General features: G+C 67.7%; 26 protein-coding genes. 8 read left to right on the top strand and 18 right to left on the bottom strand.

The annotated features are described in order from the left end of the window. The first annotated feature begins 52 nt into the window (after positions 1-52). Both MSM1_RS18310 and MSM1_RS18305 read left to right on the top strand, forming a co-directional pair. Positions 53-247 carry a ferredoxin gene (locus MSM1_RS18310; RefSeq protein WP_213445074.1) on the top strand — a complete coding sequence of 65 codons (195 nt, stop codon included), beginning with the start codon at positions 53-55 and terminating at the stop codon, positions 245-247. A gap of 75 nt (positions 248-322) precedes the next feature. Continuing rightward, the gene (locus MSM1_RS18305) at positions 323-1165 is read left to right on the top strand and encodes an MOSC domain-containing protein (RefSeq protein WP_236056882.1); all 843 of its coding nucleotides are present in this window, start codon (positions 323-325) and stop codon (positions 1163-1165) included. A gap of 238 nt (positions 1166-1403) precedes the next feature. On the opposite strand, the gene MSM1_RS18300 is transcribed toward MSM1_RS18305, so the two are convergent. From MSM1_RS18300 to MSM1_RS22560, 6 genes are all read right to left on the bottom strand, one after another. Next, complete coding sequence (locus tag MSM1_RS18300; RefSeq protein WP_213443518.1) at positions 1404-3143, bottom strand: IS1634 family transposase; 1740 nt, start codon at positions 3141-3143, stop codon at positions 1404-1406. Positions 3144-3686: 543 nt separating this feature from the next. Next, entirely contained in the window at positions 3687-3995 is a 309-nt protein-coding gene (locus tag MSM1_RS18295; protein ID WP_213445072.1) for a hypothetical protein, read from the bottom strand. Beyond that, entirely contained in the window at positions 3992-4321 is a 330-nt protein-coding gene (locus tag MSM1_RS18290) for a transposase (RefSeq protein ID WP_213445728.1), read from the bottom strand. The genes MSM1_RS18295 and MSM1_RS18290 overlap by 4 nt, the downstream gene beginning before the upstream one ends. 216 nt (positions 4322-4537) lie before the next feature. After that, positions 4538-5224, bottom strand: coding sequence for an LppA family lipoprotein (locus tag MSM1_RS18285; RefSeq protein ID WP_374101740.1), 687 nt, complete (start codon positions 5222-5224; stop codon positions 4538-4540). Further along, complete coding sequence (locus tag MSM1_RS22565) at positions 5221-5667, bottom strand: alpha/beta hydrolase (RefSeq protein WP_236057423.1); 447 nt, start codon at positions 5665-5667, stop codon at positions 5221-5223. The genes MSM1_RS18285 and MSM1_RS22565 overlap by 4 nt, the downstream gene beginning before the upstream one ends. Further along, entirely contained in the window at positions 5622-6191 is a 570-nt protein-coding gene (locus MSM1_RS22560; protein WP_236057431.1) for an alpha/beta hydrolase, read from the bottom strand. Before MSM1_RS22560 ends, MSM1_RS22565 begins: the two co-directional genes overlap by 46 nt. 27 nt (positions 6192-6218) lie before the next feature. Between MSM1_RS22560 and MSM1_RS22145 the strand changes: the two genes are divergently transcribed. Next, a complete protein-coding gene (locus MSM1_RS22145) occupies positions 6219-6431 on the top strand; it encodes a hypothetical protein (RefSeq protein ID WP_236056878.1) in 213 nt (70 codons plus the stop codon). 349 nt (positions 6432-6780) lie between these two features. Here MSM1_RS22145 and MSM1_RS18275 read toward each other — a convergent pair whose 3' ends face one another. After that, positions 6781-7077, bottom strand: a complete 297-nt coding sequence (locus MSM1_RS18275) for a hypothetical protein (protein ID WP_213445070.1) — start codon at positions 7075-7077, stop codon at positions 6781-6783. A 101-nt stretch (positions 7078-7178) separates the two neighbouring features. Further along, positions 7179-8096: a transposase gene (locus MSM1_RS18270; RefSeq protein WP_307857435.1), complete on the bottom strand. Its 918-nt coding sequence runs from the start codon at positions 8094-8096 to the stop codon at positions 7179-7181. 1239 nt (positions 8097-9335) lie between these two features. Here MSM1_RS18270 and MSM1_RS18265 point away from each other — a divergent pair. Then, positions 9336-9722, top strand: a complete 387-nt coding sequence (locus MSM1_RS18265; RefSeq protein WP_213445068.1) for a hypothetical protein — start codon at positions 9336-9338, stop codon at positions 9720-9722. Next, the gene (locus MSM1_RS18260; RefSeq protein WP_213445066.1) at positions 9719-10189 is read left to right on the top strand and encodes a hypothetical protein; all 471 of its coding nucleotides are present in this window, start codon (positions 9719-9721) and stop codon (positions 10187-10189) included. Before MSM1_RS18265 ends, MSM1_RS18260 begins: the two co-directional genes overlap by 4 nt. A gap of 580 nt (positions 10190-10769) precedes the next feature. On the opposite strand, the gene MSM1_RS18255 is transcribed toward MSM1_RS18260, so the two are convergent. Further along, entirely contained in the window at positions 10770-11561 is a 792-nt protein-coding gene (locus MSM1_RS18255) for an IS3 family transposase (RefSeq protein ID WP_213445064.1), read from the bottom strand. 100 nt (positions 11562-11661) lie between these two features. Next, a complete protein-coding gene (locus tag MSM1_RS22555; protein WP_307857434.1) occupies positions 11662-11904 on the bottom strand; it encodes a transposase in 243 nt (80 codons plus the stop codon). Between the two features lie 298 nt (positions 11905-12202). Between MSM1_RS22555 and MSM1_RS18245 the strand changes: the two genes are divergently transcribed. Then, a complete protein-coding gene (locus MSM1_RS18245) occupies positions 12203-13657 on the top strand; it encodes an FAD-binding oxidoreductase (RefSeq protein ID WP_213445060.1) in 1455 nt (484 codons plus the stop codon). A gap of 134 nt (positions 13658-13791) precedes the next feature. Here the strand turns inward: MSM1_RS18245 and MSM1_RS18240 are convergent, their stop codons facing one another. From MSM1_RS18240 to cobC, 4 genes are read right to left on the bottom strand one after another with little or no spacing between them, the layout of a single operon-like run. Continuing rightward, positions 13792-14907: a bifunctional RNase H/acid phosphatase gene (locus MSM1_RS18240; RefSeq protein WP_213445058.1), complete on the bottom strand. Its 1116-nt coding sequence runs from the start codon at positions 14905-14907 to the stop codon at positions 13792-13794. A gap of 3 nt (positions 14908-14910) precedes the next feature. Then, positions 14911-15642, bottom strand: coding sequence for a zinc ribbon domain-containing protein (locus MSM1_RS18235; RefSeq protein ID WP_213445056.1), 732 nt, complete (start codon positions 15640-15642; stop codon positions 14911-14913). Next, positions 15639-16778, bottom strand: coding sequence for a Nif3-like dinuclear metal center hexameric protein (locus MSM1_RS18230; protein WP_213445054.1), 1140 nt, complete (start codon positions 16776-16778; stop codon positions 15639-15641). Before MSM1_RS18230 ends, MSM1_RS18235 begins: the two co-directional genes overlap by 4 nt. Then, the gene (cobC, locus tag MSM1_RS18225; protein WP_236057112.1) at positions 16775-17776 is read right to left on the bottom strand and encodes an Rv2231c family pyridoxal phosphate-dependent protein CobC; all 1002 of its coding nucleotides are present in this window, start codon (positions 17774-17776) and stop codon (positions 16775-16777) included. The genes MSM1_RS18230 and cobC overlap by 4 nt, the downstream gene beginning before the upstream one ends. Positions 17777-17886: 110 nt before the next feature. On the opposite strand from cobC, the gene MSM1_RS18220 reads away from it, so the two are divergent. Both MSM1_RS18220 and MSM1_RS18215 read left to right on the top strand, forming a co-directional pair. Continuing rightward, on the top strand, positions 17887-18573 hold the full coding sequence (locus tag MSM1_RS18220; RefSeq protein ID WP_307857456.1) for an HAD-IA family hydrolase: 687 nt from the start codon (positions 17887-17889) through the stop codon (positions 18571-18573). Positions 18574-18768: 195 nt separating this feature from the next. Then, on the top strand, positions 18769-19593 hold the full coding sequence (locus MSM1_RS18215; protein WP_213445048.1) for an SURF1 family protein: 825 nt from the start codon (positions 18769-18771) through the stop codon (positions 19591-19593). On the opposite strand, the gene MSM1_RS18210 is transcribed toward MSM1_RS18215, so the two are convergent. The 4 genes from MSM1_RS18210 to MSM1_RS18195 all read right to left on the bottom strand — a co-directional run bounded on the left by MSM1_RS18210 (position 19547) and on the right by MSM1_RS18195 (position 23434). Beyond that, positions 19547-20515 (bottom strand): cobalamin biosynthesis protein, encoded by a 969-nt coding sequence (locus tag MSM1_RS18210; RefSeq protein ID WP_213445724.1) that lies wholly within the window; start codon positions 20513-20515, stop codon positions 19547-19549. The genes MSM1_RS18215 and MSM1_RS18210 overlap by 47 nt on opposite strands. A gap of 8 nt (positions 20516-20523) precedes the next feature. Further along, positions 20524-21657, bottom strand: coding sequence for an epoxide hydrolase family protein (locus MSM1_RS18205; RefSeq protein ID WP_213445046.1), 1134 nt, complete (start codon positions 21655-21657; stop codon positions 20524-20526). Between the two features lie 302 nt (positions 21658-21959). Further along, positions 21960-22682, bottom strand: a complete 723-nt coding sequence (locus MSM1_RS18200) for a hypothetical protein (protein ID WP_307857433.1) — start codon at positions 22680-22682, stop codon at positions 21960-21962. Between the two features lie 32 nt (positions 22683-22714). Beyond that, the gene (locus MSM1_RS18195) at positions 22715-23434 is read right to left on the bottom strand and encodes a hypothetical protein (RefSeq protein ID WP_213445044.1); all 720 of its coding nucleotides are present in this window, start codon (positions 23432-23434) and stop codon (positions 22715-22717) included. Positions 23435-23624 lie beyond the last annotated feature (190 nt).

Raw genomic sequence — 23624 nt, 5'->3', positions numbered from 1 at the left:
GCGGCCCACAGCGGCAGCCGGGCCGCGCGCCCCGATTTTCGGTGCGCTCATCATGACCCGAGTCGTCGTCCACCCGGATCTCTGTGTCGGGCACGGGCGTTGTTACACACTGGCGCCGGGCGTGTTCGACGCCGACGAGTGCGGGCGCTCGATCGTGCGCGTCGGGAACGTCTCCGGCGAACTCGAGGAGCAGGCGATTGTCGCGGAGCAAAACTGCCCGGAGAGCGCGATCACGCTGTCACCCTGACAGTCCGGTGACACCGGGCACGCTACCCGATGGCGTGGTGCGACCAAAGCCGCCGGCGCCGAACGGAGTATGTGGATGAGAGCCGACTCTGCGGTACCGATGTGGGTGCAAAGTTTGCGTCGCTACCCGGTGAAATCGATGCTCGGCGAGACGGTGAGCGCCCTGTTCGTCGACGAGTGCGGCGCCGCGGGCGACCGCCGTCTTGCGCTGATCGACACGATGACCGGGCGGGTGGCCAGTGCCAAGCAGCCCCGGCTGTGGCGGGCGTTGCTGCAGTGCAGCGCCGGCGGGGACGCTGGCCGGGTGGCGATCGGGCTGCCCGACGGGACACGGGTGCCCACCGACGCGCCCGGCATCGACGAGCTGCTCTCCCGGGTAGTGGGGCGGTCGGTTCGGTTGGTGCACCGCCGGCCACCGGGAGCAACGGTGGAGCGGCCCGACCCGGAGAAAGTCCTCGAGTGCGGCGTCGAAGCTGACGTGGAGGGCCGCATCCTCGAGATAGCCCAAGCCACCCCGGGCGATGCGTTCACCGATGTTGCTCCGCTGCACGCGATCACGACGGCCACCCTCAAACGCACCGGCGTGGAGGCATTACGCTACCGGCCTAACCTGGTGATAGCCACACCGCCGGGATATCCGCCGTATGCGGAAAACGACTGGACTGGACGGGAGTTGACGGTTGGCGAGGTGCGGCTACGCGCGCTCAAGCCTACCTCGCGTTGTGCCGTCCCCACCCTCGAGCATGGCGCACTGCCGCCCGCTCCGCGTGCGCTGCGCATCCTGATTACCGAAAACAGGGTAACGACATCGGGTTCGGCGATGTCGCCCTGCGCCGGAGCGTACTTCGAGGTGCTCACGCGAGGCACCATCCGCACCGGAGACCCCGTCACCCTGCGCGAGGTATCGGCGATCGGCTGACGTGCGTGGCCATGGCGGCACGCGTCACAGATAGCTGGTCTGGTTCATTGCTCGAAGGCCTTCTTCGACCGCCCTTCGCCCATGTCGAGAAGCCGGGCCGCCCGGTCTCGTCGCAGACCTGACTTCCGCAGATAGTGGGCACACGGATCGCCGGATTTGGGCGTTTACTAGCGCAAACGTGGGATGAGCCGATTTGGGTCGTGTTACTACACGACGCCAGCGATCCGGGCGGGGTTCGTCAGTCGGCGACGGCGGCGTCGATGCCGGGTGTGAAGTCGAGGTACTTGGGTGGTTCGGGTAGGTCGAGCGCGGCGAGGATGGTTTTCTGATCGCCGGTGAGGGCGGAGCGTTGCGCCACGCGGCCGTCGGCGGTGGCGAAGGTGACCAGGTGCATGCGGTCGAGTTCGTGGCGCAGATTGCGCCAGGTGTCGCCGGTGCGGGTTTCTGCGACGCGGATGAGAAGCAGTGCCAGCCAACACAGTTGGACGTGAGCGCGGATGCGGTCCTCGCGGTGGTGGTAGACCGGGCGCAGCCCCAGCGAGCTCTTGGCGTCGCGCCAGCCGCGTTCCACCGCGAGCAGCTGCTTGTAGGCGGCGGCCAAATCCTCGGCGGTAAGCGTGAGGTCGGAAGTGCGCAGCAGCCACTTGCCGTCGTAGTGGGCTTCACGTTGGGCGGCGGCGCGGTCGATGCGCAGCAGCCCGGTCTTGGTGCGCCGCAACAGCCTGCGCAGCCCGGGCTTGCCCTTCAAGGAGCCGACGAACTCGTCGCGCTTGCGTTTCGGCCAGGCGTCCGAGCCATCGATCAGCCCGGAGAGGTGCTCGATGAGCCGCTCACGCACTGCTGCGTCACGGTCGGCGGCATCCGGGTTGTGGCACACCACGAACCGCTCCGCACGCACCCCCTCGTTGTTGCCGCCGCCGGGTGCCACCCGAATCTCCTTGACCCGCAGGTTGTCGGCCACGTCGTGGTAACGGCCGGGGCGGGCCAGCGCGTCGGCGGCCTCGGCGTTGGTGTGGCGCAGCTTCTCGGCGTGGATGTAGTGCCCGCCGCCGCGGGTGAGATAGGCGCGGTTGGCCGCGGAAGCAAACCCGGCGTCGGCCACCCACACCAGCCGGTGCAGATTCCACGATCCCAGATCGTCTTTGACCGTGCGGATGATCCGCTGATCGCTCTCACTGCCGGGAAAGGTCCAGCAGCGCACCGGGATTCCGTCGCGGGTCACCGCCATCGCGATCACCACCTGAGGCCGGTCGTCGCGGTGGTCCTTGGACTTGCCGAACCGGCGCGCGGCCCGCTCGACCGCTTTCGCGGTGCCGTCGTCGACCTCGGGTTCGGGGGCCAGGTCGGCCAGTTCGTCGGGCACATCGACCTCCCAGTAGGTGGAGGTGGTGTCGATGAAGACGATGTCGACGTCCAGGTTGAGCAGGTGCGCGACCGAATCGAAGATCTGCGCGGCGATCTCGCCTAGCGCGGCGAGCAAAAAGTCCATCGACCGATACGCCGCGTCATCGGAAAACCCGGGGCACTCGGCGATCGCGACCCGTTCGGCGACCCACCGTGTGGCGCCCAGCTTGCTGCCCGGTTCCAGCGCCCGCTGCGCCACCAGCGCGAACAGCACCCGCTCCACGGTCGCGGCGTCCAGGCGCCGGTCCGCGGCGACCCGGCGCAGCGCCGCGCCCACACCCAGCCGGTCCCAGAGTTGGTCGAGCACCCATGCCCCGCCGAAGCGGCGCGAGTCCAAGATCTCGATCTCGCCGGTGTGCGCGGCCGCGATCGCCTGTGCCGGGTCGAGGAACCGCGAGATCGAGGCGACCAGTCGGGCCAGCGCGTCGCGGTCCACGGTGTCAGCGCGGCCGAAGTTGTGGATCACCTTCGCCGAGGGCACCCCGGTGACCGGATGGCGTTCGCTGTGCGCCAGCTGCAGATACGACACCGTCGACCCGTCGCGGTTGCGCCGCTTCGTCTCCCGCAGGTACACCCCTACACTGCTAGCACATATTCGCTGGTGAAGTCCAGCGACACGCCAGAACTCGTGTGCCTACACGAATCCGCCGTTTCGGTGACTCTGCAAGCCTCCTACCAGCACAATCGCTCCGCGCTACCCCGAAATATGCCTACGAACTGCGGAAGTCGGGGCAGACCGGGGTCAAGTCGATGATGACGGTCACGTACGTGTCGCCCGTGTCGCCGCGGACCTGGCCAGTCCACGCAGCCGTCCACCCTCTCGGCTGAAGACATACGCGAGGCGATCAAAAACCTCCCCCACGGCGCCCACGAGCGCCTGCCGCTTCCGGTCCCGAACCGGCCCGCTCAGCCGTTACCCAAAGCGCCTGTGGAGCCCGGGATTCTCATCTTTGGCGCACCCCCTAGACCTTGCTGACAAATCGCTAACCTACCCCCTTAGGTCGCCGGTACTCGACCGCCAAAAACCTTCCGGCCGTTCGCATTCCCCGCAGAAAGAGGCCAGGCAACCGGCGTACCGGTGCGGGTTCCCACTTGCATCCTGTGGAGTTTGGGTAGTTCAGGCGGGCCGTCTGAATACTTCGCGTTCGAGCCGGGCTAAACGCTCAGCGACGGTCCCTGACTCGCCGTGATCTTCGGCGTGCAGCCGATCGACGGCCCACACCCGGATAAGGGTCGATAGCGACATTCCCGCTTTGCGGGCAGCCTGGCTCAGGCGCTCATGCTCATCGGCAGCCAAGCGCACCGAGACCACAGTCTGGCGGCCGAGGTTCGGCCGGCTCGTCGTGACATGCTCAGGCGCCGAGCCTCCCGAGTATGCCTCCGCGCGAGCGCCTTCGTCGGCGAGTAGATCGTCAATCCTGCTCATTCTTGCTCCTCACTGTAGAGGCCCTGATCCTGTTGATTCGCGATCGAGGAGTTGCTGCCCCACCAGTCGCCCTCCGGGCGCTCATCGATGTCGGCGTCGGCGGATAGCAAAATCACGGTCAGTACCGCCCGTGCGGCTGGCGAATAGCCGATCACCAGAATCGACAATCCCGAGCGACTGGCCGGGTCCGGCACTTGCCAAACGGCGTGACGGTCGTTGACCGCTTCATCTGCCCAAGCAACAGAGACGCCGTGCCGCTCCCCGATGTAGTCGGCCCGCTTGCTCCAGTCAATGGTCTGGTGTGCGTCTCGGCCCAGTTTGTTCATTTCCGACACAGAGGCATGCGGTAATTCGCATTTTGCAAACAACACCCCATGCTTTCGCCGACGCTCTCACCAGCTATTTTTCCGCTAGCTTCTCATCTGAACGACACACCGCTCTAACCTTTGTTGCAAGTCCTTAAGCTACCCCCTGACGGACGTGGCTTGCAGCGCGGCACCATTTGACCCGCCCCTATGTCAACGACAACGCCGACGGCGTACTCAAGGCGTTGGTTTCGGCATTGTCGGCAGGATGGGTGGTTCTTCTGGAGGGAGCTGACCGGGGGGAAGTTCGATGACCTTCTGCAACAGGCGACAGTCGCCGGTGATCTCCAGTGTGGCGAATTTGATTTGCCCCAGGTTGAAGTCGTAGCCGTTGCCCGACACGGTGTAGTCGCGTTTGGACGCCTCGTTGAACAGCCAGGACTGGTCGGTGGCGCCGTACTTGGCGGCTTCCTCACGCACGATGCCGGCGGCGGTGGTGAACTCGTTCGCTGTAAACGTGCGCCCGAACACGATGCCGTCCGCGATGGGGCGACGCGCGATGTCGGCCTCGAGTCTGTCACACAGCCCTCCTTGCCTACGGGACTCCAGACCGTAGGGGTCGTCGCCGAATTTCCAGGTCTGGCCCGGCACGGCAGCGCTGATCCGCTCGCCGATCACGCGGGCGGTGTTGTTGAGGCGCTGGCGCGCGGCCTCGTAGGAGCCCTTGGCGCGCATACTGTCGATCAGCGCGATCTCCTGCTGCTCGGTCAAGCGCTGGGTCTCATAGGGGTTGCTCAACTCCTTGCCTGCCTTTCTTGCCTTCTCATACAGCGCGCAGCCGCCCGTCAACAGCCCTATCAGGGCGGCAGCGAGGACCGGGGCCAGGGCCGCAGCCGCCCGCGCACGCACCGGCGGGGCCATCATTGGTGGGGCTGCACCTGCACGGTGAGGTCGGGCCGGTTCAACAGCACCGCCGCCAGGTTGAAGCCGGTCATCTGCCGCATCGCGTCGTGAGGGTATCCGCCGTGCCCATGGGAGGCGCTCTTGTAGATGTCCCCATCGCCCAGGTGCACCCAGCCCGCCTCGGTCTGCAGGTGCGTGAATCGGTAGCGCGGCACGGGCGGGCCGTCGATGATGTCGTTGGGGTCGGCGCCCCAGCCGTGCAGCGGCGCGGTGGCCGCGATGAACCGGATCGGGTCATCGGGGGCGGTCATGACGAAAAAGTTGTGGTCGGTCATGCCCAGCTTGGCCGGGGAGGTCGCCTCAAAGCCCGGCGAGCCGTACATCACCGCGTTGGTCACCGCCGAGCTGGCGCCGTCTTTCAGCGCGATCCCCGAGACCAGCGACCCGTAAGAGTGCCCGAACAACGCCGTGCTGTGGTTCGGGTTGTGCGACGCGAATTCAGGTTCGCCAGGAACGACTCCAGCCTAAGCGCCCCGGCGTGCGCCAAATCGGTGGACGAGGTGTCCCCCGAGACCAGCGTCGGCGGGGGCTGATATCCGGTCCACGCGACCGTCGAGACATTCTGGCTCTCACCGACCCTCCAGGCCACGAATTGCGCTTCCTGTCGCAGCCCGGCAGCTTCCTTCGTCATGGTGGCGAGGGCTTCCCGGGTGGTGCCCGACACCCCGGGAACGGTCACCGACACGTGGTCGGCGGTGAACGGGTCGCCGATGGCGACAGCGGCCGGGATCATCTGCGAGGGGTCGTCGGGGCGGGCCAGATACAGCAGGTGCGAGTCGGGCACCTTAAGCGCCGAGCGGATGCCCGCGATGTCGGCCAGCCGGTCGGTTTTGACCTGGCCGTCGGGCAGCGCCCGGTATTCCCGCTCGAGTTGGTCGAGCAGGCCGCGGTTGGCGTTGTCGATGGCGGTGATGTCACCCGAGGACATGTCGGTCGCGCCGGACGCCGGGTCTGCGTGCTGGTTCCCGCCGGTGCCGGGCACGTCTTCGGGAAAGCCGAACTCGGCCAGCCCGGCCGACGCCGCGATGACCTGCTCACCGACCTCCCGTCGGCGGCCACCAGCAGCGCCACCCGGTGGCGGATGTCGGCCCGCAGCACCGCGCCCTGTTGCGCCCGGGCCGCGTGCTGCTGCTCGCTGCCGCCGCGGCGGGTGTCGGTGACGCTGTAGTCCTCACCGACCTCGAAGCCCTCGCGTTCCGCCTCATGGACCTTTTCCAGCGCGTACTTCTTGGCCGCCCTGATGCGCTCCGCGCCGCGGCGGGCCGTGCTCGCGGTCTCCCGCAGCTGATCAGCCGCCCCGTCCACCCGCGTCTTGGCGATCGCCGCGCGCTCGACGGTGGTGTCGCGGAAGGCGCCCTTCCAGCCGGGCGCCGACAGCACCGTGTAGGCCTCAGAAAAGCACGCCTCGCAGCGCTCTGCCCTCGCCTCCAAATCCGCGGCAAGCGAGAGCAAGGGGGAGACCGACCAGAACCGCACCTCCGAAAGCGGCGGCAGACCGCCCGGCACCGCGGGCACGCCTACCCCGCCTTCGGGTCCACTGCGCGCAGCTTCGCGGCGGACAGGGCCTCGCTGGCCAGCATCCGGTCGGTGTAGCCGCTGACCCCGCTGGCGGCGGCCCGCAGCCAGTCCACCATCGCCGTCGTGGCATGCTGGGCCGCCAAGCGGGCGGTGTGCGCCGCCGCCGCGCTCGCCTGTCCGGTGGTCAGCTGTCCCAGCGCGGTCTCCCCGCAGCTGCCCACCTCGGCGGCCAACGCCCCGCACCGCGACGCCCGCCCCCGCAGCTCGGCAGGGTCAAAGGCCAGCAGCGCGGGCATGGGGCAAGCCTAACCGGAAACCAGGCTCGGGTGTAACGGTGACGGTTACCCGGTGGTGTCCGGCCAGCGACGGCACGCCTTGATCCCAGATGCTCCTATGTTCAGGCAACGGTTTTCGCGGTCGTTCTTGGTGGCTGCACGGCGTGGAAGATTTCTCGGGCGATGTAGCGTTTGATGCACCGCTTGATCTCGTTTTTCGTCTTGCCTTCGGCGAGGCGCCTGGTCAGGTAGTCGCGGGTGGGTTGGTGGCGGCGCAGGCGGACGACCAGGATGACGTGCAGGGCTCGGTTGGCGTCGCGGTTACCTCCCCGGTTGAGTCGGTGTCGGACGGTTTTGCCGTTGGAGGCTTCCAGCGGGCTGGCCCCGCAGAGTGTGGCGAACGCGGCGTCGCTGCTGATCCGGTCGGGATTGTCGCCGATCGCGGCCAGAAAGGTGGCGGCGGTGTCGGGGCCGACGCCGTAGACGGCACGCAACCGTGGGGCCGCGGTGGCGGTGATGGCGTCGAGGTGCTGGGCGAGCCGCTGGGCTTCGGTGTCGAGTTCGCGGCAGCGCTTGGCCAGTGCCTTGACCGCGAGGATCACGGCATCGACTGCGCTGCCAAGTATTTCGGGCTCTGGGAGTTCTTCGCATGCGGCGATGAGGCGGTCTTTGTAGAAACCTGCGAGTTGTTCGCGCAGTGTTGCGGGGGCGGTGGCCAAGAGGTCTTGCAGGGCGGTGTAGGCCTTGGCGCGGGCACGCAGCGCGCTGGTGCGGGTCACGCGCAGGATGCGCACCATCTCCGCGGGGCCGTCGGCGGATTTGGGCTCACCGAGGGCTTCGCCGGCCAACACGATGGCGGCGGCCCCGGCGGCGTCGGCGTCATCGGATTTGCCGTAGCGCGCCGTGCGCTGGCGTTTGGGGCGACCAACCTCGGTGACCGTGATCCCCTCGCCGCGCAGATGGCGGGCCAGGCTGGCACCGTAGTGACCGGGGCCTTCGGCCCCGACCACAATGAGCTGGCCCAGCCCGCGCGCCAGCACAGGAATTGCCGGTATCCGGCGGTGGTGGTTGGCATGCGGTAGCTGCCCAGCGGCCGGCCGAGTGCATCGGCGGCGTGCGCAACATGGTGTTGCTTGCCGGTGTCGATGCCGACAGTGACCTGTGGTTGAGTGGATGCGGCGGTGGTGGATTCCATTGCGGCCCTTCCTGTGACCGGGATTTTCCTGGATGGGGTGAAGGGCGAAGCCGTCGGGCGGGGACGATACTGCTAGCGGATGCTTGGTCGCGCTCCTATCAGGTCACTCCGTCCGGCGGTTCCGCGCCGAACCAGGTGTGGTCGACGGATCTGACAATTGAAGGCACACCATGCTGCGCGCGGCCGGTAAAGATGAGCCAGACCGCACCGGTTCGGACGCGGACCCTACCGACGCCCCGCTTGGTGAGGCCGCGGAAACGCCGGTAGTTCTTTAAATAGCAGCAAAGAAAGTTCTCACACCGCAGGTGAGAACCGGTTTCCTCCGCAAGCTGACCTGTGGTGACCCTCGTCGTCGTGACGCCCCAGCGGTCGTCGCGGTCATCCGCTCGACACAAAGCCCCCACACGTCGCGCTGGATGACACCATTCGGCTGAACACGGCGGTCGGGCTGGCTGGGTCGGTGGCGGCGCACGGGAGCGCAGCGGACGGGAGCCGCCACGGCGTGGTCCTGAGATGCCCCGTGGTTTGGGACGTGGCCGGGTCGAGTGCCGGGGCTGTTGAGGCGTTCGTCTGCTGTTGGCTGCGCCAGGCGGCGACCTGTGACGAGCGCACGAGCAGCGTGAGCGCTGGGCGATCACCGGGTGGTCCAGCACAGCGCGGATGATGGCGTACTGGCGACTCAGGCCATTGCCGCGGAACGTGTCGCAGTCTTCTAATTGCCTTGGTTCACAGTGAATTTGCTCCTCATCTAAGCGGCGCAGGGGTATAGATCACCGCCGCGACCACTGGCACATCCACCGCCGTGTATGAGGGTAGATTCGCAACACCTCACCTTCGGTCCCCGTGTGGTGCCCCCTCCGCCCGCTCATCCGCACTGGCTTGGCGAGACACCCGAAGAAGAATGGGCGGAGGACCCGGCGCGAGTGCGACGCCAACGACAGCCACCCGGCTAGTAGCTCCCCTGTGTGACAGGGTTTGGTGAGACAGCAGCAGTAGCCGATTATCACTACAGGGCGAGACAGGATCACCGTTTTCCGTGACTATGACGATCGCGTCCCTGGAAGGGTGCGCTGAGACTGATCAAGTGGGCAGTACACCGGATCCGGGCGCGCGGGCACGGCGGCGCACGTTCACCGCCGAGTACAAGGCCCGTGTCCTCGATGAGTACGACGCGCTGCCGACCGGTTCGTCCGAGCGTGGTGCGTTGCTGCGCCGCGAAGGCCTGTATAGCTCGCACATCGCCGAATGGCGCAAGGCCCGTGCTGCCGGTGCCCGAGACGGGCTGACGCCGAAGAGTAAGTCCAAACGCACCGCTGAGCAGGTCGAGTTGGAGAAGCTGCGGCGACGCACCAAGCAACTGCAGGCCGAGCTGGACCGGACCAAGCTAGCCTTGGAGATCACGGGAAAAGCGCACGCGCTCTTGGAGATGCTCTCCGAGAGCGTGGATTTCGAGCCGAAGTCGAAGCCGTGATCGGCGAGCATCTACCCGACTTGGAGGCGGCGACCAGCACCAAGCAGGCCTGTGAATTGCTGGGCGCATCACGGGCCACGCTGTATCGGCGCCGCAACCCAGCATCACGGCCGGTGCCGCGGACTCGGTCCGAGCCGCCCAACAAGCTCACCGAGGCCGAACGCCAGCAGATCCTGACGGTGCTGCGCTCGGCCGAGTATTGCGACCTGGCGCCGGCGCAGGTGTGGGCGCGCCTACTCGATGACGGCATCTATTTGTGCTCGATCCGCACCATGTACCGGCTTTTGGCGATCGCTGGGGAGAATCGGGAGCGGCGCCGTCAGCGCACCCACCCGGCGCGCAAGAAACCCGAGCTGATCGCCACCGCGCCCAACCAGGTTTGGTCGTGGGATATAACGAAATTACAAGGGCCACAACGTGGCACCTTCTATCAACTGTATGTGATCATCGACATCTTCTCGCGCTAGGTCGTCGGTTGGACCGTTGCGGCCACCGAGACCGCTGAACTGGCCAAGCAGTTCATCGACGACACCTTGGCCCACCACAGCATCGAGCCCGGCCAACTGGCTCTCCATGCTGATCGCGGCACCTCGATGACGTCCAAGCCGGTCGCCCAACTCCCGCCAACCCCGCCAGGTTCCGGCATCGCCGACCCACCCCACCGAAACTGCCAACCGTCGCCTGGATCAACCAACCAACCCCCGAAGCACTCATCAAATCCGCATAAGAAACTGTCTCACCGACCTTGACACGTTCCGCTCCCGCCCCTCTGCGCGTTTGACTCGAAAGACCTCTCGCAGTTGCTCATTGAGCAAGTATGCCAGGTACGGAGCGCGATTGGTGATCGCGATTTCGGCAATGCTTGCTCAAGGTCGTGCCGCGCACCACCAATCGTGGGAACGCGGGAAGCCCATCGGCGAACGACGGAGCAGCCTACCGCCTTCGAGTCCAACACGGAGCCAATACACGAAGGCACTGCAACCCAAGCAATGGCCTATCCACGATGACTGATTGGACTGGGCTTGAACCCGTTTGGTGGACACAGGGTCAGGCGGCTTGTGCCGTCTGAGTGAGTCGGTTCTCGAACTCGACGGGGCAAATCATAGCGAGGGCCGAATGACCTCTGCGCCGGTTGTAGACGCGCTCGATCCCATCGCCGGCGGCGAGCGTGGCGGCCGTCTTGGTTCGCCACAGGTAGCGGTCGTAGAACTCGACGTTCAGTGTCGCCCAAAACGATTCCTGCTGAGCGTTGTCCCAGCACAGCGCGGTGCGGCCAAGCGAGCGGGCCAGGTTGTGCTCGCGGGCCAACCGCGCCAGCTGTGCTGAGGTGCACTGGCAGCCGCGATCGGCGTGCACCACGACCCGCTGGGCCAGCTCGCCGCGCATCGCCACAGCCACCTGCACGGCGGCCCGCACCAGATCGGTGTGCAGGCAATCGTGGCTGCCCCCGCCGATCACCCGCCGTGAGTAATTGTCGCGGACGGCGCATCGATAAAGCCCGCCCTCACCGGTGCCCAGGTAGGTGATATCGCTGGTCCCCACTCGGTTGAGGATCGCGGTGTCGAAGCGGCGCGTGAGCGGGTCTTTAGGCGCCGCAGCATCCAGGTCGACCACCGTGGTGGCCGGCGCGAACCGGCGCGCACAGATCCCGGCCAAAGCCCGCCGGCGCAGTGCGGCCGCCACCGTCTTGCGCGACACCCGCTCAGCCTCATCGCGCAGATCGGCCAGGATACGCGGGGCGCCATAGACGCCGTCGGAGGCCGCGTGGACCTTGGCGAGCGTGGCATCCAACTGCGCGGCGCCGCTGAGCCGGACTCGGTGCGCGCCCGCGGGATGCACGCCATTTGTATGTAGTAGCCCGAGTGCGACACGTCCAGCAGTTCGCCCATCCGCTTGATCGGGTAGGTGGCCTGCTGCGCCTCGATCACCCGCTAGGCTTCTACCAGTGCCGTTCGGAGACGAACAAGGCCGCGGCTTTTGTCAAAAAGTCACGATCCAAACGTAATTCGGCGTTCTCTTTACGCAGACGCTCCAACTCGGCGCGTTCATCAGCATCGAACACTGCGCCAGCATCGCCAGCCGATAGGGCTCGGCGTTGCAGGCGCACCCAACGCCCCAGCACTTGTTCACCAACACCGATCTCGGCGGCCACATGAGCCACCGGCCGGCCGGTCTCAACCACAGGCGGGCAGCCTGCTCCCGAAACTCCGGGGTGTACTTGCCACGCTTGCCCGACATGCGGACATCCTTCCCGCGAGACCAGCAGTCCCACCAGTCAGGTGTCCACCATCAGGGGTCAACCCCAGGACAGGCGGGTGCGGGACACACGGATCGAGGGGAACGATATCGTGTGGCCTGCCAACCCCACCATCGGTGAGGTTAGGCAACTCCTCGGGCATACGACGCTATTACTTTTGCTACTTTTGCGACACGTCATACGCCGGGGAGGTTTTTGGCGTCGCATAGCCCACAATGCGGACATGACGGTACCGCCAGAGCCCAAGCGTGAGATCTCGCGGCGAGCGTTTCTGGCGGCTGCCGCCGGAGCGTCGGCTGCATGGGTCGTTTCCGGGTCGCGTGCCACCGCCGCCCCGAATACCTCGGGCTGGAGCGGTCTTGCCCGTGCCATCGGCGGGCAGGTGGTATTACCGGATAGTGGTAGCCAATTTGTTACGGCCAAACAGGTTTTCAATACTAACTACAATGGCTCGACGCCGGCGGCGGTCGTCACCGTGACATCGGCGGCGGATGTGCAGAAGGCGATGGCATTCGCTGCTGCCCATAACCTCAAGGTCGCTCCCCGCAGCGGTGGGCACTCCTATGTGGGAGCGTCCACGGCGAACGGCACCATGGTCCTCGACCTTCGTCAGCTGCCCGGCGGAGCCAACTACGACGCCACCACCGGGCACGTCACGGTGACGCCCGCGACGAGTCTGTATGCGCTGCATCAGGCACTAGCCGCGGCCGGCCGTGGAATCCCAACGGGTACTTGCCCGTCGGTCGGTACCGCGGGGCACGCCCTGGGCGGCGGGCTGGGCGCCCATTCCCGGCACGCGGGCCTGATGTGTGATGCATTGCGGTCGGCGTCGGTGGTGCTGCCCGGTGGTGCTGCGGTCACCGCGTCTGCCGAGGACCACCCCGACCTGTTTTGGGCGTTGCGCGGCGGCGGGGGCGGCAACTTCGGCGTGACGACCTCGCTCACCTTCGCCACGTTTCCCACCGGCGAGGTCGATGTGGTAAACCTGAATTTCCCGCCGCAGTCGTTCGCGCAGGTTCTCCTCGGTTGGCAGACTTGGCTGCGTAACGCTGACCGAAACAGCTGGGCCTTGGCCGACGCGACCGCCGACGCGGTGGGCCAACACTGTCGTATTCTTGCGACCTGCCCGGCGGGGTCGGGTGGCAGCGTGACGAGGGCCATCACTTCAGCCGTTGGAATGCAACCGACCGGAACCGAGAGCTATACCTTCAACTACTTGGACCTGGTGAGGTATCTGGCCGTCGGCAACCTCAACCCGTCGCCTCTGGGATACGTCGGTGGATCTGACGTTCTGCCAACGATGACACCGGCTGCCGCTCAGGGGATCGCGTCGGCATTCGACGCCTTTCCCAGTGGGGCGGGCCGTGCGTTGGTGATCATGCACGCGCTCGACGGCGCCCTCGCCAGCGTGGCACCGGAGGCCACAGCTTTTCCGTGGCGGCGGCAGTCGTCGCTCATTCAATGGTACGTCGAGACATCCGGCTCGCCCGCGGCAGCCACCGGCTGGCTCAACACCGCACACCAAGCGGTGCAACCGTATTCGGTCGGTGGTTATGTGAACTATCTCGAGGCGAGCCAACCGGCGTCGCGCTACTTCAGCGCGAACCTGTCACGGCTGATCGCCGTGCGGCAGAAATATGACCCACAACGGACCATGTTCTCGGGCCTAAGCTTTTGATTCCTTCGGCGATGTCGCCTTGCGCCGAAGCGTACTTCGAGGTGCTCACGCGAGGCACCATCCGCACCGGAGACCCCGTCACCCTGCGCGAGGTATCAGCGATCGGCTGACGTGCGTGGCCATGGCGGCACGCGTCACAGATAGCTGGTCTGGTTCATCAGCCGCACCGAGGAGGCGCCGTCGGGATAAAACTCGGCGATGCTCAACGAGGCCAGATCCAGGTGCAAGCGGTACAGGATTCCCGGACCGGCATCCAGCGCGAGTCGCAGCAGCATCTTGATCGGCGTCACGTGCGACACCACGAGCACCGTCGTGCCACCGTGTCCGGCGATGATGCGGTCACACGCCCGGCGCACCCGCTGGTGCACTTCGTCAAAGCTCTCCCCTCCCGGCGGCCGGGCGCTGGTGTCGCGCAGCCAGCGCTGATGCAGTTGTGGGTCGCGCTGTGCGGCTTCGGCGAACGTCAGCCCTTCCCAGGTGCCGAAGTCGGTTTCAACGAGGTCGTCATCCACGGTCACGTCTAGGCCCAGCGCTTTGGCGGCCACCACCGCGGTGTCAAAACACCGCTGCAGCGGGGAGGTCAAGACCGCGGCGATCCCGCCGCGCTGCGCCAAATACCGTGCCGCGGCGTCAGCCTGGCGCCACCCCAATTCGGTCAGCGCCGGGTTGCCACGCCCCGAGTAGCGACGTTCCGCCGACAGCTCGGTCTGTCCATGGCGCAACAGCACAAGGCGGGTCGGCGCCCCGCGCGCACCGGTCCACCCCGGAGCTAACACCGGCTGGGCCACAGCAGCTTTGGACCGCTCGGCAATGGGCTTCGTGGATTCCCCGGCCATGCCGATCGCGCGGGCCGCGGCGTCCATCGCCTCGTTGGCCAACCGATCGGCGTGCGAATTCCGTTCCCGCGGAACCCATGAATAGCTGATCTGATCAAACCTCGATGCCAGCGCACGGGCTTGGGCGTACAGCTCGGCCAAATGCGGTTGCTTGACCCGCCAGCGACCCGACATCTGCTCGACCACCAGCTTGGAGTCCATCGACACCACGACCTGCGTGGCGCCGAGTTTCGCGGCCTCTTCCAACCCTGCAATCAGCCCGCGGTATTCGGCGACATTGTTGGTGGCCCGGCCGATCGCCTGCTTGCTCTCCGCAAGCACGGTGGCGTGATCGGCGCTCCACACCACCGACCCGTAGCCGGCCGGGCCGGGATTACCCCGCGACCCGCCATCGGCCTCGACGATCACTTTCACCGGCTAGACGTCCTTAACCCGCAACAGGATCGCGCCGCACTCCGGGCAGCGCAGCACCTCGTCCTCGGCCGCCGCCGCGATCCGCGCTAGATCGCCACGGCCGATCTCGATGCGGCAGGCGCCGCACCGGTGCCCTTGCAGCGGGCCGGCGCCCGGACCGCCGCCCGCTCGCTGCCGCTCGTAGAGGGCGACCAGCTCGGGGTCTAGCGCACCAGTCAGCTCGTCGCGCCGCGAGGCGAGTTGTTGACGGGCCTGGTAGATCTCGGCGAGTGCGCCGTCGCGCGCCTGCTGGGCATGCGCCAGCCGGGCTTGCAGCCGGTCGATCGCCGCCAACTCGGCGTTCTGCCGTTCTTGCAGCTCTTCGCGGCGCTCCATCACCTCCAGGAGCGAATCTTCCAGGCTGGTCTGGCGGCGCTGCAAGGTCTCCAGTTCGTGCTGCAGATCCGACAGCTGCTTGGCGTCCGTTGCCCCCGAATGCAGCAGTGCGCGATCGCGATCTTCGCGCCGGCGTACCGCGTCGATCTCGGACTCCAAGCGGGACACTTGGGCATCCATGTCGGCCAACGTCATGCGTAGGGAAGCCAACCGTTCGTTGGCGGCGGTGTGCTCAGCCTGCGCTTGCTCGTAGTCCTGCTGCTGCGGAAGGTGGCTGGCCCGGTGCGCGATCCGGGACAGCTCGGCGTCCAGCTCAGCCAACTCTAGCAGCGAACGTTGCTGTGCCACTGCAGCTTTCATGAATTATCTCTCCAGGTGTCAGTTTCGAGGTTCCAGGGGTCGGTGCGGACGGCAGACACTCGCACGTGCAGGGCGGCGCCGAACGCCGTCCGCAGCACATCGGCGGCCTGCCCGCACCACGGGTATTCACTGGCCCAGTGTGCGACGTCGATCAGGGCGACATCCGTGGCCCGGCAATGCTCGTCGGCGGGGTGGTGGCGGAGGTCGGCGGTGACGTACGCCTGCACTCCGGCGGCCGCGACCGTGGCCAGCAACGAGTCGCCCGCGCCGCCGCAGACCGCGACCCGCGTCACCGGCAGCTCGGGATCGCCGGCCGCGCGCAGGCTCCATGACGTCGGCGGTAACGCCGCTTTCACCCGGGAGACGAAGCTGCGCAGCGGCTCGGGCCGCGGCAATGAGCCGACCCGGCCGAGCCCGACGCCGGTGGGCGGTGGCTCCAGCGCGAAGATGTCGAATGCCGGCTCCTCGTAGGGATGGGCTGCCCGCATCGCCGCCAACACCTGCGGCCTCAAACCCCGAGGCGCGACGACCTCGATGCGGTCCTCGGGCAGCCGCTCGAGGGCGCCGATGCTGCCGATGGCCGGCGACGCCCCATCATGCGGCAGAAACTGCCCGATGCCGGTGACGCTCCAGCTGCAGTGGGAATACTCGCCGATGTGGCCGGCGCCGGCCGCAAAGACGGCCGTCCGCACCTCTTCCGCGTTCTGCGGCGGCACATAGATGACCCACTTGTCGTGATCGGCCCTCGCCGGCAGCGGGTCGAGCACCGCCTCGACGGTTAGTCCAAGCGCCGCCGCCAGTGCGTCGGACACCCCTGGGGATGCCGAATCGGCATTGGTGTGCGCGGTGAACAGTGAACGGCCCGAACGGATTAGCCGGTGCACCAGCGCGCCTTTCGGCGTGTGGGCCGCCACGGTGTCCACGCCTCGCAACAGCAGCGGATGATGGGCCACCAGCAGCCCGCCGTCGGGAACTTCGTCGATGACCGCGGCCGTGGCGTCGACCGCGACGGTCACCGACTCCAGCACATCCCCCGGATCGCCGCACACCAGGCCGACCGAATCCCACGGCTGGGCCAGCTGCGGCGGGTAAGCCGCGTCCAAGACGTCGATCACCTCGGCTAGGCGCGCACTCATCGCAGCATCTCGCCGATCGCGGCTACCAGCATCGGCCACTCCGGGCGCACCGCCGCCCGCAGATACCGCCCGTCCAGGCCGACGAACGTGTCACATCGGCGCACCGCGATCCCCTTGCCGTATAAGTGCTTGCGCAGCAACTCCGCATCCGGCGAACTGAACAATATGAACGGCGCCCGCCCCTCGACCACCTCGACGCCCGCCGCTTGCAGTCCGGCGGCCATCTGCGCGCGCATGCCCGCCAGCCTTGCCGCGCCGGCCGCGGCCTGGGCCACGGCTGCGCGAGCGCAACAGGCCGCGATGGCCGTCAGCTGCAGGATGCCCACCGGCCAATGCGCGCGCCGGGAAGTCAACCGCGCCAGCACCTCCGGTGCGCCCAGGGCGTAGCCCACCCGCAGCCCCGCCAGCGCCCACGTCTTGGTCAGGCTGCGCAGCACCAGCACATCGGGAAGCGAGTCACCGGCCAGCGACTCGGGTTCACCCGGAACCGAGTCGGCGAACGCCTCATCGACCACCACGATACGGCCGGGGCGGCGCAGCGCAAGGATCTGCTCGCGGGTGTGCAGCACCGCCGTCGGGTTGGTCGGATTGCCCACGACAACGAGGTCGGCATTCTCGGGTACCCGCGCGCCGGCCAGGCCGAAGGGCGGCGCCAGCACGACGTGGTGCACCGGCACCCCGGCCGCCGCCAGGACCGCGTCGGGCTCGCTGAACGACGGCGCAATCACCGCGGCCCGTCGGGGACGAAGATTCGGCAGCAGCGCGAACCCTTCGGCCGCCCCGGCCAGTAGCGCCACCTCCTCGCGGGCGCGGCGGTGACGGGCCGCGACCGCGTCCTTCGCGGCACGCTCGTCCTCGGCGCCCGGATAGCGCCCAAGCTCCGGCAGCCGGGAGGCAAGCCGACGTAGCAGCCATGCCGGCGGTTGCCGGTGGCGGACGTTGACGGCGAAATCCAGCATTCCCGGCGCCGCGGCCTGATCACCGTGGTAGCGCGGCATCGCAAGCGTGCCGGGGTCCAGACTCGCCACAGGGTCAAACAGTAGTCGGCCACGGCCCGCTGCCGGCGTCCGGAGCGTGATTGCCGGCGGGCGTGCGCCCCAAGGGCAGCATTGAGGACAATGAGAACGTGACAACACCACTTTCCGCCGGGAACGGCCGCCCGGGGCTGGTGATCTTTGACCTCGACGGCACCCTGACCGACTCGGCGGAAGGGATTCTCGCCAGCTTCGGCCACGCCTTGAGCCAGGTCGGGGCCTCCCTGCCCGAGGGCGACCTGGCGGCCCGCGTCGTCGGCCCGCCCATGCACCGCACCCTGGCCGCCATGGGGCTCGGGGAGCGCACCGAGGCCGCGAGCGCGGCCTACCGGGCCGACTACAGCACCCGCGGCTGGGCGATGAGCAAGCTGTTCGACGGGATCGCGCCACTGCTGGCGGATCTGCGGGCCGCCGGTGTCCGCCTCGCGGTGGCCACCTCCAAGGCGGAGCCGACCGCACGGCGCATTTTGGCCCATTTCGGCCTTGATGGCCATTTCGAGGTCGTCGCCGGGGCCGGCGCGGACGGCGCGCGCAGCAGCAAGGCCGAGGTGCTGGCCCATGCGCTCGCGCAACTGCAGCCGCTGCCCGAGCGGGTGCTGATGGTCGGCGACCGCGCCCACGACGTCGAAGGCGCGGCCGCCCACGGCATCGACACCGTGGTGGTCGGCTGGGGCTACGGGCAGGCCGATTTCCCCGACGGCGGTATCGGGGTGCGCCGCGCCGCGACGGTCGCCGAGCTGCGGGAGGCGCTCGGTGTGTGACCCCGAGCGCCCAACTCCCTCCCAGGCTCTGACGGGCCCGCATCGTCGCGGGGCCGGGCCCCGGCCGCACATCGCGTTCGCCGGCGCCGCCAACATCTGCGGCTCGCCGACGTCCGAGATGCTCCTCGCCCGCCGGGCCGACGGGCCGGCCGTCGGGGTGTTGCGCGGCCCCCGCATCCAGAACGGGTGTCGCTGATGCGCCGCCTGGCGTTTCTGCTGCGGCCCGGCTGGCTGGCGCTGGCCCTGGTGGTGATCGCGTTCACCTACCTGTGTCTTACCGTGCTGGCGCCCTGGCAGCTGGGAAAGCACACCAAGACCTCACGGCAGAACCAGCAAATCGAGCATGCCCTGGAAGTCGCACCGGTGCCGGTGATAACACTTCTACCACAGCAGGATTCGTCAGCTCCCGAGGCCCAGTGGCGCCGTGTGACCGCTACCGGGCATTATTTGCCCGAAGCGCAGGTGCTGGCCCGCCTGCGGGTCGCCGACGGGGCGCCGGCGTTCGAGGTGCTCACCCCCTTCGCCGTCGACGCCGGCCCGACGGTCCTGGTCGACCGGGGGTACGTGCGGCCTGTGGACGGCTCACGGGTGCCGCCGATCCCGCCGCCGCCGACCCAGACCGTCACCATCACAGCGCGGCTTCGAGACTCTGAGCCGCCCGTGCGGGGCAAGGACCCGTTCTTCAAAGACGGTGTTCAACAGGTGTATTCGATCAACGCTGGGCAGATCTCGGCACTGACCAAGGTGCCGCTCGCCGGGTCTTATCTGCAGCTGGCCGACAGCCAACCCGGTGGACTGGGCGTGATCGGCGTGCCGCGCCTGGACGCCGGGCCGTTTCTCTCATATGGCATCCAGTGGATCGCGTTCGGCATCCTCGCGCCGATCGGATTGGGCTATTTCGTGTTCGCCGAGCTCCGTGCCCGCCATCGGGAGCGGGCGGGCAAGACTCCGCACGAGGCGGCGCCGCCCGCGATCACCGTCGAGGAGAAGCTCGCCGATCGCTACGGCCGACGACGCTGAACCACCCCGCCGCCGCGGCCGCCTGCACCACCTGCGACAGCAGCACCGCACGCCGCAGATCGGCCACCCGCGGGTCCCGGCCCTCGCCCAGCACGGGCCGGATCTCCAGTTGGTGGTGGTACTGCGTGGGTCCGCCCAGCCGCACACCCAGCGCCCCGGCAAACGCCGCCTCGAGAACTCCGGCGTTGGGGCTGGGATGCCGTGCGGCATCGCGGTGCCAGGCCCGCACCGCGCCTGCCGGTGAGCCTCCGACGAGGGGTGCGCACAGCGCCGCCAGCGCACCGGCAACCCGGGCCGGAACATAGCCGGCCAGGTCATCTAGTCGTGCGGCGGCCCAACCGAATCGCCTATAGCGCGGTGAGCGATGCCCAATCATCGAGTCCAGGGTGTTGATGCCGCGGTAGGCCAGCACCGCGGGCGTGCCCCCCGCCGCCGCCCACAGCAGCGGCGCCACCACCGCGTCCGACGTGTTCTCCGCGACCGACTCCAGCGCGGCGCGGGTCAGCCCCGTGGCGTCCAGGACGGCGGGGTCGCGCCCGCATAGCGAGGGCAGCAGCCGTCGCGCGGCCTCGAGATCGCCGCCGTCCAGCAGGTCGGCCATCCGGCGGCCGGTGCGTGCCAGAGACGTTCCGCCCAGCGCTATCCAGGTAGCGGTGGCCGTCGCGGCGATCGACCACCGCCGGCCACGCCGCCCGCATCCCCGCTGCAGCGCCGCGCCCGCCAGCCCCAGCGCACCGACCAGCACACCCACGTGCCCGGCGCCAGCAATCCTGCTGTCGCGGTAGGTGACCCTCTCCAGGGTCGCGGCCGCACGGCCGAACATCGCGACCGGATGACCTCGCCGCGGGTCGCCGAGCAGCACATCGGCCAGATAGCCCGCCAGCGCACCGCCGGCCCATTCCCGTCGTGCACGCCCCCACAGGACGACCCTCACCTCAGAGTCGCGAAAAATGCCCGGACGTCCTCGACGAACAAGTCCGGTTGTTCGAATGCGGCGAAGTGTCCGCCGCGGGGCATGGCCGTCCAGTGGGTGATGTGGTAGTTCGGCTCGCACCAGCGCCGCGGCGCGGGCAGGATCTCCTTGGGAAACGCCGCCACACCGGTCGGCAACTCGACCCGCCCCGTCGTGGCGAAGCTGCTGATGCTCTCCCAGTACAGGCGAGCCGACGAGGCGCCGCTACCGGTCACCCAGTACATCATCACGTTGTCCAGCAGCTCATCGCGGCTCAGGACGTTCTCCGGGTTTCCGTCGCAGTCCGTCCACGCCCAGAATTTCTCGATGATCCACGCCAGCTGTCCCACCGGGGAATCGACCAGCCCGTAGCCCAAGGTCTGCGGTCGCGTGGATTGCTGCTTGGAATAGCCCGTGCCCCAACGGCGGTGGTGCGCCCACGCGGCCAGGGCGTGCCGCTCTTCCGCGGTCGGGTTGGCAATACCCCCGGTGGGGGGGAGAGCGAGCGGCATGTTGAGATGGATGGCCGCGCAGCGGCCGCGGTTGCGGCCAATCTGGGTGGTCACGGCGGCGCCCCAGTCGCCGCCCTGGGCGCCGTAACGCTGGTAGCCCAGGCGCGCCATGAGTGTTTCCCAGGCCTGCGCGATCTTTTCCACGCCCCACCCGGTGCGGGTAGGCTTTCCCGAGAAGCCGAACCCGGGTAGCGATGGGCAGATGACGTGGAAGGCATCTTCGGCCCGGCCACCGTGGGCGGTCGGATCGGTCAGCGGCTCGATCACTTTGTGAAACTCCACTATTGAGCCGGGCCAGCCGTGGGTGATCAGCAGCGGAAAGGCGTTCTGATGCGGCGAGCGCTGGTGGATGAAATGGATGTCCAACCCGTCAATTTCGGTGATGAACTGATCGAATCGGTTCAGCGCGGCCTCGCGGGCCCGCCAGTCATATCCGTCGGCCCAATATGCGGCCAGCTGGCGGATATAGCCCAGCGGCACACCCTGGCTCCAATCGTCCACACACTCGGCGTCGGGCCAGCGGGTACGCGCCAGACGTGATCGCAAATCGGCGAGCACTTCATCGGGGACGTCGATCCGAAACGGCCTGACCTCGGACATGCCGTTCATAATCGCCGATAGCGGCTTCGGGCCACATCGCGGGGCGCCGTCGTCGTGGCGCGAGACGTGCACCCGGTGTGCTGGCGGGCGCGGACGGGATCGAACCGCCGACCGCTGGTGTGTAAAAGAAGCGTAAACGGTCGACTGGTGTGCGAATGCGTCTCATCGGTGCAGGTCAGGCTGTTCGTTTTGTCGCCAGCGTCTCAGTGAGTGAACGCCGTTTCGTGCCGCCTTGGGACACTAAAGGGACACTGGCGAGCCGTGGGCGCGAAGACGACCCGCAGGGATGGCTGACTCGATCGTCAGCCGCCGACCAGCACCCGCAGTGCGCCGTGGCCTCGTCGGGAGTTTGTCCCGGTGGAGATCCATGATTGGTGGTCGAGATCTTGCAGCACCGTCCACAACGCCCAGATGCGTCTGCGGTCGTTGCCGATCATCCGGGCACGGTCACCAACCGGATCGGTCGCCGCGCACGCCAGCACCGCCGCATCGTCAAGATGGCGTCCCCGGTCGCGGGAGTCCTCCATGTACGCCGCGCCTTTGAGTACCAGCGCCCCGAGGACGTCGGGAATGCTGAGCACGACGACGTCCTCGCCGGTATTCACCTCACAGTTCACCGTCTTGCGCAGAGCTGAGGTGCCGCCGGGGACCGCGAATACCTTTCGGCCGAGCACCTTGGGATGCCGCTTCGGCGAGAGATGGTCGGCAACCATGACGTCGACGGTCTCGGTATCGCGAGGGCCGCGAATGAATCGGTGTACCGGCCCGTCATCGACCGGTTCGCGCAGCGCGTAGCCGAGTCGTTCCAACTCGTGCCGGACACCGCCGAAGGTGGCCGCGCCGGTCTCGATGTGCAGGACCATGTCCACGTCGCGAGTAGGCCGGGTGAGCTGCAATCCCGCGTACGCGGCGTGCAGCTGCACCATCAATCCACCGACCAACGTCCACTGGGTGTGCGGGATGGCCTGCACGATCTCAACGAGCTGCGGCCATGGCGGCGGCCATCCGCCCACAGGGGCATTCACCTGCCAGACCGGCCGACCGTCGGCCTCCGAGGTCATCCGGCCAGTCGCCCGGACGTGCGCCGACGAGCATGTGCATCACTGGAACGGAAGGCGTCGAGCAAGTCCCCCAAGACGCGCATCCCCGCAGCCGACTCACGGGTGTCCAGGGACTCGGCCAAGTCGACCGCAACGGCCGCTGTGAGCACATGATCGACGGCGTACCCGGCGTCGTCAGGCACCACTCGCACGGTCACATCGCCATCGACGTCGTCGACGAGCCCCAGCGTTGTGACCACGTCGGCGAAGTCGCGAGCGCGAACGTAGCCGTCGGCTCCCCTCTCGACCGCTGTGAGATCGAACAGCTCGGACATCGCCTGGTCGCGCAACGCGCTGACCCCTGAGTGCACCAGTCCCGTGTCTTTGCCCCAGCCCTGCATCCGATGCACTGTGGCGCGACGACGCGTCATCCAGCACAACTCGGAAGCACTACTGGCACGCAGCCGATGACGCAGCCGCGACATCGCCGAGTTGTCCAGCCAATCGACACGTTCACCGGAGAGCAACGCGAGCGCAGTCCACGCTGTGGCCGCAGTCCACGGCCGGCCGTTGTGGCGGACCTGCTTAGCCAGCCGGTGCACCGAAGCTCCGTCGAGCAGCAGTGCGCCGGCGACCGTGCGCGTCACGGTGAGTTCTCCCGCGCGGGCGAGCCGCGCGATCTGCCGCGCTGAAACGCCCAGGACCGCGGCGCCTGCGACCGTCGTCATCTCGCTCATGCATATATGGTCGCGCACGAGACCCTTTTACGCAATAACTCCTGGTAAATCGAGAGTCACTCAGCGTGGAAGCGCCCCAAGGGTAAGCGCGCATGTCGTACACCTGCCAACGGCGACGTGATGAGTTCACTCGAGTTGACACTGCATTCGGCGGTGTTCCGCACAGGAAGTTGTGAAAGCACACCCGTGT

The organism is Mycobacterium sp. SM1, from assembly GCF_018361265.1.
Lineage (GTDB): Bacteria > Actinomycetota > Actinomycetes > Mycobacteriales > Mycobacteriaceae > Mycobacterium.
Note: the sequence above shows the minus strand (reverse complement) of the source record. Positions and strands in the feature narration are given on the sequence as shown.